This is a genomic window from Phormidesmis priestleyi ULC007 (genome assembly GCF_003003695.1).
Lineage (GTDB): Bacteria > Cyanobacteriota > Cyanobacteriia > Leptolyngbyales > Leptolyngbyaceae > Phormidesmis_A > Phormidesmis_A priestleyi_A.
Genome location: NZ_PVWG01000074.1, coordinates 1 through 14,823, shown reverse-complemented (window position 1 = coordinate 14,823; position 14,823 = coordinate 1). Strand labels below are relative to the sequence as shown.

Genomic DNA, 14,823 nt, shown 5'->3' with positions numbered 1-14,823 from the left:
TGCCGTGAACCAAATCACGTTACAAGTTCAACGACGACTGGACGCGAAACGCCAAGCGCCCTTCGAGCAAACGCCAGGGGACAGTGTGGCTCAAGCGAAGTTCATCGCTAAAATCTTCGGTGTTGTAGCTTAAGTCGGTTGATGTGAAAGAGTTCTTTGACCCTTCAAAACTTCTTGCAACAGAGCCCTCAATAGTGAGGGAGGGAAGACACCTCCCTTAAAGCTGCTTTTAGGCTTTTATCCGAGGATCGCCCGCGCTGTACCTGAAAGGTCAGCGTCGGGAGAATGCACAAGACCACTTATATCTTTCCGGGTATTTTCTAAGATTGGATGAAGATTGGATGATAAAGTCACTAAACCGCTGAAAAAGTAAACCAGTCATTAAAATGGAGATTGCCTTAAAAAGACTAAAATTGTATGCTGCGAAACTTGCCAACAGGTCGTCCTACAAGCTTTATTCAACGCACTGCGGGTTTCACGCTACCAATGCTGTTAGCAATTACTACACCCCTCTCCTGTCTGGCTCAACAAGGGCTGACCGCCTACAAAGGTTCAACGCATTCGGGAACGCCTTCCAGCCTAACGGATGATGCGTATACCCTAGGACCAGGCGATCGGGTTCGGATTGACGTGTTCAAATTGACCCAACTTTCTGGCGAGTTTCAAGTTCTGGCAGATGGGTCTTTGAACCTTCCCCAGGTTGGCAGCATACCCGTCACCGGGATGACGCTTAAAGAAGCGGCGAATGCTATCTCCGAAGGGTATACCCAAATTCTTAAATATCCGATCGTGAGTGTGAATGTGCTGACCCCCCGCCCGGTGCAAGCTAGCATTTTGGGGGAGGTCAATCGCCCAGGAGCTTACACTCTGACAGAAGCCGGACAGATTCCCACCGTAGCCCGGGCGCTCCGGCAGGCAGGCGGCATTACTCAAATGGCAGATTTACGTCGGGTAGAGGTTCGTCGCCCCCGGCGTTCTGGCGAGCAAGTGATTAAGGTCAACCTTTGGGATTTCCTACAAACCGGTGATTCTCGCCAAGATGTTACCCTGCGTGCTGGAGATGCTATCTTCGTTCCTACCCTCAGTAAAACGAATTTGGCTGAGTCTATTCAACTGGCATCAACTAGCTTTAGTGCAGACAAAAGTCAGGCATTAAACGTTGCTGTTGTAGGTGAAGTTTACCGTCCCGGCCCTCACACCGTCACCGCTTCCGCCCGCACAGGTGCTGCTGGGGAAACTGGGCAAGCAAGTGGTTCTGGAGGAGTTGAGACACCACCCACCATTACCAGCGCAATTCAGATTGCAGGTGGAATCAAGCCTCAGGCAGACATTCGTCAAATTCAGGTTCGACGTTTGACTAAAAGTGGTGGTGAGCAAACTATCGTGATCGACCTCTTGAAGTTGTTAAAAGAAGGAGACGTTAGTCAAGATCTTTTTTTACAGGACAGGGACACCATCGTTGTCCCAACGGTAACGACCATCTCTCCCGCAGAATCGATCCAGATTGCTGCCGCCAGTTTTTCTCCAGACAGTATTCGGGTGAATATTGTGGGCGAAGTGAAGCAGCCTGGAGCGGTTAAGATTCCACCGAATACTCCGCTCAACCAGGCTGTCCTGGCAGCGGGAGGATTTACAACGCGGGCGCGTACTAAGTCAGTCGATCTGATTCGGCTAAACCCGAACGGTACCATTACAAAGCGCAATATCGGCATCAATTTTGATAACCAGCTCAATGATCAAACCAACCCTGCGCTTTACAACGATGACATCATCATCGTGAATCGCTCTGCGTTAACCACTTTTTCAGATAGTGTAAACTCTGCTCTGAATCCTATCAACAACTTTCTATCGTTATTTAGCATCTACAGAATCATTACTGGCAAGTAGGCTCTTACTAAATTTTTACAAAAGAGAAAACGTATTTAGCATACTGCCCCTAAACAAATGGATCCATGAATCAAACGGCAAATCAGACAAAGTTTAATGTATTTCCTCGCTCCAGTCGTTTAGTGGACTGACATCAATATGGAGAACCATCAAAATTCTCAGGCATTTCCACCAGAAAACCGTATTGATCGGCGATTTCAGTGGCTATCGTCAATCAACCCAGCCCACTCTAGCGAAGATGATGAAGGTGGTTTAAGCCTCGGTCAAGTCTTTGGTGCATTGAAGCGACGGTTACCCGTCATTGTTGGAGTAACCACTGTTGTGACCTCTGCCGCAATGCTCAAAGCATTGACCAGTAAACCCGTTTATCAAGCAGGGTTTGAAATTTTGACGAGACCAGTTACTGCGGAAAACCAGGTCATCTCTTCTGTACCTCAAACCCTAAATAGCAACAAGGAAGGACAGCCGCAACCGGAAAAGACTGTGGATGCTACTAAGCTAAAACTGTTGAAAAGCCCTAAATTACTTTCACCGATCGCCGACCAATTGAAGGCTAAGTACCCAACCATTACCGATGATGAGCTGGCCGCCAGTCTTTCCATAACCCCAATTCCCAGCAGTGAAATTCTAGCTGTGACCCTCCAGGGCACCGACCCTGAGAAAGTGAAAGCGGTCTTGAAGCTTGTGGCAGATTCCTATCTCAGATACAGCCTAGAGGAGCGGTTAGCGGATGTGCGACAGGGGATTGATTTTGTGAATGCCCAAGTGCCTCAATTGCAGCAGCGTGTTGATGCAGTTCAGGATCGGCTGCAAAACTTTCGTCAACGGTACGACCTGATCGATCCAGACACAACAGGGAAACAACTAGCAGACTGGACGAATACGGTGGGTCAACAACGCCTTGATACGCAGATCAAACTGAATGAAGCGCGTGCACTTTACAACGACTTGCAGGAATTGTTGCGCCGATCAGACGACCCGGCATCCACAGCGTTGAGTAGCAATACCCGCTATCAGGCTTTGCTGAATCAGATTTTGACGGTAGAGGGTGACCTTGCCAAAGAGTCATCGCTGTTTAAGGACAATACTCCCAACGTTCAAGTTCTTAAAGAGCAGCAGCAAAACCTCATACCGCTACTACAGCGGGAGGGGCGGCGAGTGCAGGAAGAAGTTGCCAGCAACATTCGGGGACTGGAAGACCGCGATCGCATTTTGGCTCAGGCATCCAATCAGCTCAGCCAGCGAGTGAAACAGTTATCTGTCGTGTCGCGCCAATACACCGACATCCAGCAAGAACTAAAGATTGCAACGGATAACCTGAATCAATTTCTGACTAAACGGGAAGCACTGCGGATTGATGCCGGACAACGGAAAACCCCCTGGCAAATTCTAACCCCTCCTGGAGACCCGGTTCCATCCTCCGCCAATGTTCAGCGAACAACCCTGTTGGGCGTAATCTTGGGGGTATTGATGGGGGTAGGCGTTGCCTTGCTATTAGACAAATTGAGCAGCGTCATTCGTGATTCTGAAGAGATCACGGAAATCAGCAAGTTCCCCGTTCTGGGCGTGATTCCATTTAATTCTGAGTTAGAGGAGGTGGAGCAGCTGAGTTCTCTCGGAAAACTCGCCTCCTTTGCCGATATCAGTGGGCTGATGCAACAGATGGGGCAAAAGGTCGGACTCAACAACGGTGCTAGATCTCATGGCTACACCTCCTCTCCTTTTTCAGAAGCTTTTCGTTCGTTGTATACCAATATTCGCCTGCTCGGTTCTGACACCCAGATTCGATCCATTGTCATCAGTTCGTCCATCCCAGGAGAAGGAAAATCTACGATCTCTGTGCATCTCGCTCAAGCTGCGGCTGCTTTGGGGAAGCGGGTTCTGCTAGTCGATGCTGATCTGCGTCGTCCAAGAGTTCATGAGCGACTGGGATTGGCCAATACCTTTGGACTCAGTAACGTCATTTCGCTAGATCTGGAGGTTGAACGAGTGATTCAGCAATCTCCCACCGAAGATAACCTCTTCATCCTGACGGCTGGACAGATTCCTCCTGACCCGACTAAGCTTCTGTCATCCCAAAAGATGCAAAATCTGATGGGGCAGTTTAAGGATGCCTATGACTTGGTGATTTACGATACCCCTCCACTGGTAGGATTAGCCGACACCAAGCTGATTGCATCCAAGACTGATGGCATGGTTATGGTAGTGTGTTTGGGCAAAACAAAGCGCTCAGTGCTGTCTCAAGCTCTAGAAGGAATTAAACCATTCTCGGTTCCAGTTCTGGGGATGCTTGCAAATGGTTCTAGGGAACAAGCCTCTGTACACGATCCCTATTATCACTACTACCCAGTGAAATCAGGGAGTCCATCTATTAGGGAGGAGTCTGTGCCGTCTGTAGTTAAGCAGCCCGACCAATAGTGACCGAATGCAAGACGGTGATTTTATAGAGAGCGATGGATTGGTGATACCTCTAACATGGAAGCTTTAATCCTATTGACACTGATTGGGATATTTTGGCTGGTCAGTCCCCGTCGCTGGCGGCGAGTGATTAAGCTTGTGACGATCGTGGCGCTGGCTGGTTTGATGGTGACCTCTCCTGGGATGGTTCAACTAACAACTTGGGGCTTGACCGTTCCATTGCCAGCGGATAGGGGGGAGCAACCCGATGCCATTGTCGTTTTGGGGCGCGGCGAAGAATTACGGGAGCGTCGCGTTGATCTGATTCATAAACTCTGGCAAGCTGGGCGCGCTCCCCGTGTGTTCACGAGTGGAATGATGGATGCCCAACCAACCATTGAACGGCTTCAGCAAAAAGGGCTTCCAGGCTCTATTTTGAGTGGTGAGAGCTGCTCACGAAATACGGAAGAAAATGCCCTCTATACCGCCGCGATTCTTTACCCACAGGGTGTTCGGAAGATTATCTTGATGACTGACTCCCCCCACATGCTGCGATCGTTCCTACTGTTTCGCAATGTTGGCTTTAAAGTGATGCCCTATCTTAGTCCGCTGCCAGATCAATGGAATTCTCTCCAACAAATTACGGTCATCCTTCGAGAATATGTGGGGCTAATTCAATATGCGCTGATGGGGCGATTTAGGCAACGGTCAACATCCGAACTTAAGCATCCATCCTCTGCAATTCTTGAGAAATTTACTGAGTGGAACTGTCAAGTATGAGGAGCATAGCTGGGCAGCTATGCTCCTTTCAGAAATTTGTTTAGCTGGGTCAAAATTTCGCATAATATTTAATCGTAAAATAAGCGCCGATTATCCTCTCTTGTTCCCGATAGTTCTTATGAACGATTTTCCAGATTTCTCCGATTACCATTACCAAATTGAGAAAGAGCTAGGTCACAACCGGGCAGGTGGACGCGTCACCTATTTGGCAACCGATACAAGCAACCAGCAACCGGTGGTGATCAAACAGTTTCAATTTGCCAAATCAGGTTCAAGCTGGCAGAGCTACGATACCTACGATCGCGAGGTGCAATTACTCAAAGAACTCAACCATCCAGGCATTCCTCGCTATTTAGATGCCTTCCAGACTCAAGACGGGTTCTGCATGGTGCAGGAATATAAGCAGGCAGCGTCTCTTGCAGCGTCTCGTAGTTTCAACCCAGACGATATCAAGCAGATTGCGATCGCGGCTCTAGAAGTTTTGGTCTACCTGCAAAACCGAATTCCACCTGTGATTCACCGGGATCTCAAACCAGAAAATATCTTGGTGAATGCAGCGGGTGATGTTTATTTGATTGATTTTGGATTTGCTCGTGTGGGAGAAGGCGAGGTCGGTGTCAGTAGTGTGGTCAAAGGAACTCTGGGCTTTATGCCTCCTGAGCAGTTGTTTAATCGGCAGTTAAGCGAAGCTTCAGACCTTTACGGTTTGGGAATGTCTCTGATCTGTTTACTGACCCACACGAACTCCGATCGCATTGGCGATCTGGTGGATATTACCTACCAAATCAGCTTTAAGCACCTGGTTCCCAAGCTTAATGTGCATTGGGTAAATTGGCTAGAAAAAATGGTTAACCCTCGCATGAAGGATCGGTTTCCCAATGCCCTGAGTGCCTTGGCTGCCATTCCCCTATCTCCTTTACGTCCACCAGAAGCCCAGTTTAGTCAGTCAACGCTCGAATTTGCCGCAGGTCAATTAGGGGAATTGTTGACTCAAACAGTGACGATCGCAAATCCTATTCCAGAAACCACTTTAGAGGGGCAGTGGGAAGTGGCTCCCTATCCCTACGACCCTCCAGCCGAGCAATACTCCTGGATTACAGTTGAACCGAAAACTTTTGTGGGTAATCAGGTTCGTTGCCGAGTCACTGTCGATACTCACAAACTGATCGCAGGAAAAACCTATCGTCGCAGACTGTTGTTGCACGCCAATACCTTAGCAAAGACCTATTCTCTCAATGTACAGGTGAAAACAGCCCGTATGCCCGTTCCAGATTACTTTCTTTCCTACGGCTTACTAGGGTTGTTAGGCATATTTTTTGCCGGCTTAAGCTCGTCAACTAGTGTGGTTGCTTTGGTCGCAGGCACCATGACCGGATCGGTTAGCTCGGCAGCCATTGGTACCCTAGTAGGCAGTGCTTTGGGATTGGAATGCGCCGCCTGGTTGATGTACTCCTCAGGATGGCGTTTTGGTGCGGCATCCAGTACGCTTTCCGCAGTGATCCTGGGAGGGATCGTACTCACCCAGATTTTCTCCAATGCAGTGAAGACCGTGGTTACTCCGGCAGTTTTCCTAGGTGCAGGCTTAGGCATTGTCAGTGGTGGGCTTGCCGGGATTGCAATCAGCATCGCTGTTGAGAAAATGCTGCTGGGCGGTAGTCAGAAACTATTAGCGCTCACCTTTCCTACCCTGATAGCCATAGTAGGAGTTAGTATTGGTCTGGGATCAACTATTGGGATGACCAATAGTCTGGTTCTACCCCCTCTGATTATAGGTAGCCTTACTCTAGCCATCTACATTGTCCATCTTCAGCTCAAACAGGCTCATTTTTCCCTCAAACATCGAAGAAATGAACGTTTTGTGATCAAACCATAGCCGTTAGTATCGTAAATTTTTCGCGGTTGGCTAGGTTGTGTTGATGATTGCGTGAAGTTGGGATGAATAAGCTAAACGCGATGCTAACCCTTACTCTGCTGTCTAAGGCAATCACTGTGTTCTTTCGTTGAGCACAAACCGCACGAATCTCCTCTCGGACAACTTCCAGATTCTTGGGCGAATTGCTCGAAAGACTTGCCTCATGCAGAAGTTTGATCACTCAAACCCTGACTCCTACGTTCCGCTGTCCCCTAAAACATTACTAAAATTTAAGCCTGAGTAGTTACGTTGTTTCCTTGGTTTACATCAATTAGTTAAAAGGTAGAGCAGTAATGACAGTCAATGATGATGTCCAGTTGGGCAAAAACATAAGAATTTTTCATGTCCATCTCGTGAATCTTTATGGTTGTGTGGTTGGAGATGAGACAAAAATTGGTAGCTTTGTAGAGATCCAGAAAAATGTTAAGGTCGGGAATCGGTGCAAAATCTCATCCCACAGCTTTCTCTGTGAAGGCGTTGTCATTGAAGATGAAGTGTTTATTGGTCATGGGGTAATGTTTACCAATGACCTTTGCCCGCGGGCAACTAATGAAGATGGCAGTTTGCAAATGGAAGATAACTGGGATGTCATCGAGACAATAGTGAAACGGTCTGCATCCATTGGCAGTAACGCCACTATTTTACCAGGGGTAACGATCGGCGAAAGAGCCTTGGTTGGTGCTGGCGCAGTTGTGACACAAAATGTTCCTGCCTACGCAATTGTGGCAGGAGTTCCGGCACGGGTGATTGGTGACGTACGAGATCGCGACAAATCCTCAGCAGAGATGAATGGTAGCTTAGGTGATACAGTCGGTAGACCGAGATAGATATACATTTACTTTAATTAGCAACACGCTATGGAAAGCAACGTAAACATTGGTGTTATTGGCTATGGATACTGGGGTCCGAATCTGGTTAGGAGCTTCTCAGAGATTTCCGGAGCAAAGGTAAGAACAGTCAGCGATTTCAACCCGAAGTTACTGGCAAGGGTACAGGCTCGCTACCCGGCGATCCAAGTGACCACAGACTGCCAGGATATCTTTGAAGACCCTAAGATTGATGCTGTCGCGATCGCAACGCCTGTTTCTACTCACTTCGACTTGGCTCTAGCCGCGCTGAAGGCGGGCAAGCATGTGATGGTTGAGAAACCGATGACAGTTACTAGCGAGCAAGCGCTTCGGTTAATTGACGAGGCGGATCGGCGTAATCGAGTGTTGCTGGTAGATCATACCTTTGTCTACACAGGTGCTGTGCGGAAGATGCATGAACTAGTCTCTAGTGGTGAACTGGGAGATATCCTCTACTACGACTCTGTGCGTGTCAACCTGGGGCTATTTCAACACGATATTAATGTTCTTTGGGATTTGGCAGTTCATGACTTATCTATCATGAGCTATATTCTGCAAAGCAAGCCCTGTGCTGTCTCAGCTACTGGCATAAGTCATGTCCCCGGTGGTCTAGAGAATATTGCCTATTTAACGTTGTTTTTTGAAAACAATTTGATTGCTCATGTTCACGTGAACTGGCTAGCACCTGTGAAAGTGCGACGTACCCTGATTGGTGGCAGCCAGAAAATGATTGTGTTCGATGATCTTGAACCGAGTGAAAAAATCAAAGTATACGATCGAGGGATCACGATTAATGGTGATGCCGAAAGTGTCTATCGAATGCTGGTCGGTTATCGAACGGGGGATATGTGGGCACCCCAGTTGGATATGACCGAAGCGCTACGAACAGAAGGGTTACACTTCCTCCGTTGTATTGAACACGGAGAACGTCCTATCACAGGCGGAGATGCAGGCTTGCAGGTCGTCAAGATTCTTGAAGCTGCAACTGAGTCGATGAAGAAACAAGGTCAACTAGTCGAACTAGATACTGTAGAGGTTGCAGCATGATTCCATTTATTGATCTAAAAGCTCAATACCTGAGCATTAAAGATGAAATTGATACCGCCGTTATCAAGGTTCTAGAAAGCACTCAATTTATTTTGGGGAGCGAAGTTGCGGCTTTAGAAGAAGAGTTTGCCGAGTATTGTAGTGCAGAGCATGGGATTGCTGTTAATACAGGAACTAGTGCCCTACATCTAGCTTTGGTGGCAGCCGGGATTGGTCCTGGAGATGAAGTTATTACCGTACCGTTTACATTTATCGCCACGGTAGCAGCGATCGTTTACACCGGAGCGAAACCTGTTTTCGTAGATATTGACCCGGCTTCTTACACAATCGATGTCACTCAAATTGAAGCCGCAGTTACTGAACGGACAAAAGCTATTCTGCCTGTTCATTTATATGGACAGGCAGCAGATATGGATCCAATTTTAGAGATTGCCCAGCGTCATAACCTGATTGTTATAGAAGATGCTGCTCAGGCTCACCGAGCAGAGTACAAAGGTCGTCGCGTTGGCAGTATTGGTGACATTGGCTGCTTCAGCTTTTACCCTGGTAAGAATTTGGGAGCTTACGGCGAGGGTGGTATGGTGACTACCAACAATGCTGAATTTGACTCTACGATTCGCATGTTAAGAGACTGGGGACAAGAGCGCCGATACAACCATGTGTTGAAAGGCTATAACTATCGCATGGATGGAATTCAGGGAGCTATTTTACGCATCAAGCTACGCTACCTGGATCAATGGACAGAGGCGCGCAGGGCACATGCAACGCAATATGATCAACTGCTGAAGGATTCAACGGTTAAGACTCCGGTTGTGATGCCCTACAGCCATCACGTTTACCATATCTATGCTGTAAGAGTCGGCGATCGCACCGCATTACAACAGAAACTGAGTGAGCAGGGTATTCAAACAGGAATCCACTATCCAATCCCGGTTCATCTGCAACCCGCCTACTCAGACTTAGGCTACCAGCCAGGAGCTTTTCCTTATTCTGAATCGACCGCTAGGGAAGTTCTTTCCCTGCCGATGTATCCAGAACTTACCCCTGAACAGGTCGATGCAGTGGCTCAGAGTCTTCACAGCCTGTCGCAAGGAGCACAAGTATCATGAACGATACCCGTCCTGGGTTAAACCCCCAACGCCTGATTACATTAATGCAGCAGGCGATTCAACGGTGCGATTTACAATTGCAGTCAGCGACTGTTCTAACAGAAGCAGCCACAGGAGCCTATATCGTTACCCCTGTGTTGGCAGCAATGGCAGGAGCAAGCAAAGTTTTTGCCCTGACCAAAAGTACCCGCTATGGTTCTGTAGAACAGGTAAAAGCGCAAACACAGCAACTTGCTGAAATCGCAGGGATAAGTGATCGACTCGAATTCATCGCAGAGAAATCGCCAGAAATTGTAGCGCAGGCTGATATCATCACAAACAGTGGGCATGTCCGTCCGATTGATGCGGAGATGATTGATTGGATGAAGCTAACTGCTGTGATTGGGCTAATGTATGAGGCGTGGGAGTTTAGACCCGAAGATATTGATCTCGCTGCCTGCCAGCAGCGTGGGATTCCCATCGCAGGCGTGAATGAGCGGCATCCAGCGGTGGATGTATTCTCCTTTTTGGGCATCATGGCAGTCAAGCTTTTGTTAGATGCAGGCGTGGCTGTTTACACCAGCAATATCTTACTGTTATGTGATAATCCATTTAGCCCATTCATTGAGCGAGGTCTTGTCAATTCAGGTGCGCTTGCGGATAAAGTTACTAGCCTGTCAGAGGCTCCTCTAGACAAAGAGTACGATGCCATATTAGTGGCGCTGCAACCGCAACCTGAGCCAGTTCTCTCTGCTAATGATGCAACCCTAATCGCAAAGTATTGGTCAGGAGCGATAGTTGCCCAATACTGGGGAGACATAGATCGCTATGCTTTTGCTGCTTACAACATACCGATATGGCCCGAAATAGAGCCAAAGTTGGGTCACATGGGTATTTTGCCATCGCATGTTGGACCGGAACCTGTTGTTCGACTACAAACGGGCGGATTGAAAGCCGCTGAAGCTGCTTGGCGGCAATCTTCTCAATCCAACGCACAAGCGATGAAATTTGTACAACTGCTATAATGGAAGGAGGGTTTATGACAGATATACTCCTGATTGGTCTTGGGGCAACAACCTTAAGTGCTTTAGAATCCTTGCTCCCAAAGTGCAGCGTGCGGGCAATTGTGAGAAATGTAGACTCTGAATCAAACTCAAACGCTTCGGTGCTGAGTTTGGCACAGCAAAGGGGAATTCCTATCTTTTCAGATGTTTCTCAGAGAGAGATTAAAGCACTCCTACTTAAGTTTCAGCCCGAGTGTGTTGTAGTATCATCTTACAATCAAATTCTGCCGTCGGATTTGATTTCACTCTCTACATTTATCAACGTTCACTATTCTCCCCTACCTTATTACCGGGGGCGAGCAAATGCCAACTGGGCGATGATAAATGATGAGCCTTGTGCAGCTATCACGATTCATCGCATTACACCAAAGTTAGATGAGGGAAATATCCTATTTCAACAATTGATTCCAATTCACGGGGAAGATACAATCACTACGCTGTATGACAGATTGAATGAGATTCAGCAACAAGTATTAGGGGATATAGTTGTTAAGGCATTAAATGGGTATGAAGGAGTTGCACAGAATAATGATGAAGCAACTTACTGCTGCACCCGTTTGCCCGAAGATGGGGAAATCAATTGGTCTATTACCACCAGAAGCATTGACTGTTTTATTCGGGCGCTAGTAGAGCCTTTCCCTGGCGCTTACACTTATTTTCAAGGGAAGAAACTGCTCATCTGGCGAGCCGAACCGCTCAACCCCCCTCCGGTCTACGTCGGACGGATTCCTGGTCGTGTCATTGATAGGTCCAAAGCGGAAGGATATGTAGACGTACTCACAGGAGATGGGGTGCTGAGAATTTTAGAGGTACAGTTTGAAGGGGAAGAGAGAACGGCAGCAGCTAACGTAATCAAATCCGTCAAAAGCACTCTAGGGTTACAAATGTCTGATCTTCTAAGGAGAATTCAAACACTTGAGCAAGAAATTGTGAGGCTAAAAGAACATGCAAAATAGTCGCGTATTAATCACGGGTGGTGCTGGTCTGGTCGGTTCCCACATTGCTGATTTACTGGTTAAAGAAGGAGTATCCGAGATTATCGTTCTAGATAACTTTACACGGGGTTGTCTGGCGAATTTGGCTTGGGCACAGGCAAATGGGCATGTAGTGCTCGTCAAAGGAGATATCCGAGATCAAAAGCTCTTGGCTGATGTCATGCAAGGAGTAGATTATCTGTTCCATCAAGCAGCCATTCGGATTACACAATGCGCTGAAGAACCTCGCCTGGCGTTAGAAGTTCTGGCAGATGGCACATTCAATGTTTTGGAAGCTGCTGTCAATGCAAAGGTCAAAAAGGTCGTCGCAGCTTCATCTGCCTCGGTTTACGGGATGGCAGATGACTTTCCTACCACGGAGGCTCATCATCCCTATAACAACCGCACAATTTACGGGGCTGCCAAAGTTTTCAACGAGGGCTTGCTTCGTAGTTTCTACGATATGTATGGCTTGGATTACGTGGCATTGCGCTATTTCAATGTTTATGGTTCTCGGATGGATATCTATGGGGTCTATACGGAAGTATTGATTCGGTGGATGGATCGGATCATCGCTGGTCAATCTCCCTTAATTTTTGGGGATGGCAACCAAACAATGGATTTTGTCTATATCGAAGACATTGCCAGAGCCAACATTTTGGCTGCGAAAGCAGATATCACAGATGAAGTATTCAATGTTGCCAGTGGTACAGAAACGACCCTGAATGAGCTTGCTTATAGTTTATTGAAGGTGATGGGATCGGATTTGAAGCCGGAGTATGGTCCAGAGCGTAAGGTCAATTCGGTGCAGCGTCGCTTAGCAAGTACAACTCAAGCGAAGGAACTGCTTGACTTTGAGGTAGAAATCTCCCTGGAGGAGGGTTTGACCCGCTTAGTGAATTGGTGGCGTGAACAGAAGGAATTGACGAAGGAAGCCAGTAATGTCTAATCAAATCCAGAATATCCCAATTGCTAAGCCTTGGGTTGGAGAGGCGGAAGCGGCAGCATCTAGCCGTGTGATTCTCTCTGGCTGGCTGACTCAGGGACCAGAGATTGCGGCGTTTGAAAAGGATTTTGCAACTTATGTTGGTGCGAAGCACGCCTGTGCCGTCTCCAACTGCACAACTGCTTTGCACTTGGCTCTATTGGCAGTGGGAGTGCAGCCGGGGGATGAAGTAATTACGGTTAGTCATTCCTATATTGCCACTGCCAATAGTATTCGCTATTGCGGAGCAACTCCCGTGTTTGTGGACATTGAGCCACAGACCTACAATATTAATCCAATCCTGATTGAGGACGTTATTAGCGATCGCACCCGTGCGATTCTCGTTGTACATCAGATTGGGATGCCCTGCGATCTCAAAGCTATTTTGGCGATCGCCCGTCAGCATTCTCTACCAGTGATCGAGGATGCAGCTTGCGCGATCGGCAGCGAGATTCTTTGGGATGGGGAGTGGGAAAAAATTGGTAAGCCCCATGGCGATATTGCCTGCTTTTCTTTCCATCCTCGTAAGGTGATCACGACCGGGGATGGCGGCATGATTACGACTAACAATCCGGACTGGGACAAGCAATTTCGCCTCTGGCGGCAACATGGTATGAGTGTGCCAGATACGGTGCGGCATGGTGCCAAGCAGGTGATCTTCGAGTCCTATCCGATGTTGGGCTATAACTACCGGATGACGGATGTTCAGGCGGCGATCGGTCGTGAGCAACTCAAACGCTTGCCAGAGATTGTGGCACAGCGTCGCTACTTAGCAGAACGGTATCACCAAGCATTGGCAGATATACCCGAATTAAAGTTGCCTACCGAACCCACCTGGGCGCGGAGTAATTGGCAGAGTTACTGTGTCCGGCTACCGGCTCGTTGCGACCAACGACAGGTCATGCAAACGATGCTTGATGCCGGAATCTCGACCCGGCGTGGCATTATGTGTATCCACCGGGAACCGGCTTACCAGCAGGAAGGTTGGTCATGTGGAATTACGGAGAAACCTTGTCAGTGTAAGCCAAGTCAGTGCGATCGCCTCATTGAAAGCGAATACGCTCAAGATCAGGCTATCTTGCTACCACTTTTCTACCCAATGACTGAAGCTCAGCAGGATCAAGTCATTCGTTGTCTAGCAGTAGTTGTTTAACTCAGATCTTGCACCAGTCTCAACAAGGGGTTGCCAAAAAGCTCAAAGTCTGAAAGAAAGGGCGTAGAAACATTTCAATGGGACGGTTATGGAAACCATCTTGGAACACGCCCAAGGATTAGTGTACGCTCTACTCGGATTGATGCCTAGTTCCGATCAGAAAACCAGCTTCAGTGCGCTACTCGGACTGTTTTTAGATGCGTCCGGTCATGCTTTGCCCCAACATTGCCCGATAAAATCTGCCAGTGCGTTGAGTCGATTTCTAAATATCTATGGGTGGTCTACCCGGTCGGTGCTGCGAACCACTCGCCAAACGGTGCTGAAACAGATGGCACAGCATCTATCCCGTTCTGACAGTCCGCTGAAAGTGATCATGGGAGCATCTCACCTTTGCGATGAGCATAACTACTCAATTCAATCAGCCAACCCTGAGCCAAGGTTGAGAGCGCGTGAAATCGCCATTGAGATAAGCAGAGCGGTGCTTCAGCCCTTGAGGCACATTGTGAGCACTCCACTGTGCCCCTGAAATCTTCAAGCGGCGATTGATTTGTTTCACTAACGATTCCACTGCCCCCGACCCAATCGTAACCCCTGCCTGTTGCAACGCTTGGTAATCAGGAATTCGGGTGCGATGGGTTTGCAGGTAGGCAATGAATTTGAGGGCTGAGTCAGTGGCATCGCGCAGCAA

At 48.1% G+C, this 14,823-nt stretch carries 11 protein-coding genes and 1 pseudogene; 11 read left to right on the top strand and 1 reads right to left on the bottom strand.

The annotated features are described in order from the left end of the window. The first annotated feature begins 417 nt into the window (after window positions 1-417). The 11 genes from C7B65_RS25715 to C7B65_RS25665 all read left to right on the top strand — a co-directional run bounded on the left by C7B65_RS25715 (window position 418) and on the right by C7B65_RS25665 (window position 14,135). Complete coding sequence (locus C7B65_RS25715) at window positions 418-1,887, top strand: SLBB domain-containing protein (RefSeq protein ID WP_073075234.1); 1,470 nt, start codon at window positions 418-420, stop codon at window positions 1,885-1,887. Window positions 1,888-2,025: 138 nt separating this feature from the next. After that, window positions 2,026-4,305, top strand: coding sequence for a GumC family protein (locus C7B65_RS25710; RefSeq protein WP_073075233.1), 2,280 nt, complete (start codon window positions 2,026-2,028; stop codon window positions 4,303-4,305). A 57-nt stretch (window positions 4,306-4,362) separates the two neighbouring features. Next, window positions 4,363-5,064 (top strand): YdcF family protein, encoded by a 702-nt coding sequence (locus C7B65_RS25705; RefSeq protein ID WP_073075232.1) that lies wholly within the window; start codon window positions 4,363-4,365, stop codon window positions 5,062-5,064. A 118-nt stretch (window positions 5,065-5,182) separates the two neighbouring features. Beyond that, window positions 5,183-6,937, top strand: coding sequence for a serine/threonine protein kinase (locus C7B65_RS25700; protein ID WP_073075231.1), 1,755 nt, complete (start codon window positions 5,183-5,185; stop codon window positions 6,935-6,937). 332 nt (window positions 6,938-7,269) lie between these two features. Then, window positions 7,270-7,803 carry an acyltransferase gene (locus C7B65_RS29420; RefSeq protein ID WP_073075230.1) on the top strand — a complete coding sequence of 178 codons (534 nt, stop codon included), beginning with the start codon at window positions 7,270-7,272 and terminating at the stop codon, window positions 7,801-7,803. A gap of 30 nt (window positions 7,804-7,833) precedes the next feature. Next, on the top strand, window positions 7,834-8,871 hold the full coding sequence (locus tag C7B65_RS25690; RefSeq protein WP_073075229.1) for a Gfo/Idh/MocA family protein: 1,038 nt from the start codon (window positions 7,834-7,836) through the stop codon (window positions 8,869-8,871). Then, window positions 8,868-9,980 (top strand): DegT/DnrJ/EryC1/StrS family aminotransferase, encoded by a 1,113-nt coding sequence (locus C7B65_RS25685; protein WP_073075228.1) that lies wholly within the window; start codon window positions 8,868-8,870, stop codon window positions 9,978-9,980. The genes C7B65_RS25690 and C7B65_RS25685 overlap by 4 nt, the downstream gene beginning before the upstream one ends. Then, complete coding sequence (locus C7B65_RS25680; protein ID WP_073075227.1) at window positions 9,977-10,984, top strand: Rossmann-fold NAD(P)-binding domain-containing protein; 1,008 nt, start codon at window positions 9,977-9,979, stop codon at window positions 10,982-10,984. Before C7B65_RS25685 ends, C7B65_RS25680 begins: the two co-directional genes overlap by 4 nt. A 14-nt stretch (window positions 10,985-10,998) precedes the next feature. Beyond that, the gene (locus tag C7B65_RS25675) at window positions 10,999-11,979 is read left to right on the top strand and encodes a methionyl-tRNA formyltransferase (protein WP_073075237.1); all 981 of its coding nucleotides are present in this window, start codon (window positions 10,999-11,001) and stop codon (window positions 11,977-11,979) included. Continuing rightward, entirely contained in the window at window positions 11,969-12,946 is a 978-nt protein-coding gene (locus tag C7B65_RS25670; protein ID WP_073075226.1) for an SDR family NAD(P)-dependent oxidoreductase, read from the top strand. Before C7B65_RS25675 ends, C7B65_RS25670 begins: the two co-directional genes overlap by 11 nt. Beyond that, the gene (locus C7B65_RS25665) at window positions 12,939-14,135 is read left to right on the top strand and encodes a DegT/DnrJ/EryC1/StrS family aminotransferase (protein WP_073075225.1); all 1,197 of its coding nucleotides are present in this window, start codon (window positions 12,939-12,941) and stop codon (window positions 14,133-14,135) included. Before C7B65_RS25670 ends, C7B65_RS25665 begins: the two co-directional genes overlap by 8 nt. A gap of 418 nt (window positions 14,136-14,553) precedes the next feature. Here C7B65_RS25665 and C7B65_RS28180 read toward each other — a convergent pair. Next, a pseudogene (locus tag C7B65_RS28180) lies at window positions 14,554-14,823 on the bottom strand (hypothetical protein); the annotation flags it as partial.

What these genes read in the sequence shown, in the direction of transcription:
- C7B65_RS25715 (WP_073075234.1), top strand. Translation starts at nt 418, where the DNA reads ATGCTGCGAAACTTGCCAACAGGTCGTCCTACAAGCTTTATTCAACGC.
- C7B65_RS25685 (WP_073075228.1), top strand. Translation starts at nt 8,868, where the DNA reads ATGATTCCATTTATTGATCTAAAAGCTCAATACCTGAGCATTAAAGAT.
- C7B65_RS25700 (WP_073075231.1), top strand. Translation starts at nt 5,183, where the DNA reads ATGAACGATTTTCCAGATTTCTCCGATTACCATTACCAAATTGAGAAA.
- C7B65_RS25680 (WP_073075227.1), top strand. Translation starts at nt 9,977, where the DNA reads ATGAACGATACCCGTCCTGGGTTAAACCCCCAACGCCTGATTACATTA.
- C7B65_RS25710 (WP_073075233.1), top strand. Translation starts at nt 2,026, where the DNA reads ATGGAGAACCATCAAAATTCTCAGGCATTTCCACCAGAAAACCGTATT.
- C7B65_RS25705 (WP_073075232.1), top strand. Translation starts at nt 4,363, where the DNA reads ATGGAAGCTTTAATCCTATTGACACTGATTGGGATATTTTGGCTGGTC.
- C7B65_RS25670 (WP_073075226.1), top strand. Translation starts at nt 11,969, where the DNA reads ATGCAAAATAGTCGCGTATTAATCACGGGTGGTGCTGGTCTGGTCGGT.
- C7B65_RS25665 (WP_073075225.1), top strand. Translation starts at nt 12,939, where the DNA reads ATGTCTAATCAAATCCAGAATATCCCAATTGCTAAGCCTTGGGTTGGA.
- C7B65_RS29420 (WP_073075230.1), top strand. Translation starts at nt 7,270, where the DNA reads ATGACAGTCAATGATGATGTCCAGTTGGGCAAAAACATAAGAATTTTT.
- C7B65_RS25690 (WP_073075229.1), top strand. Translation starts at nt 7,834, where the DNA reads ATGGAAAGCAACGTAAACATTGGTGTTATTGGCTATGGATACTGGGGT.
- C7B65_RS25675 (WP_073075237.1), top strand. Translation starts at nt 10,999, where the DNA reads ATGACAGATATACTCCTGATTGGTCTTGGGGCAACAACCTTAAGTGCT.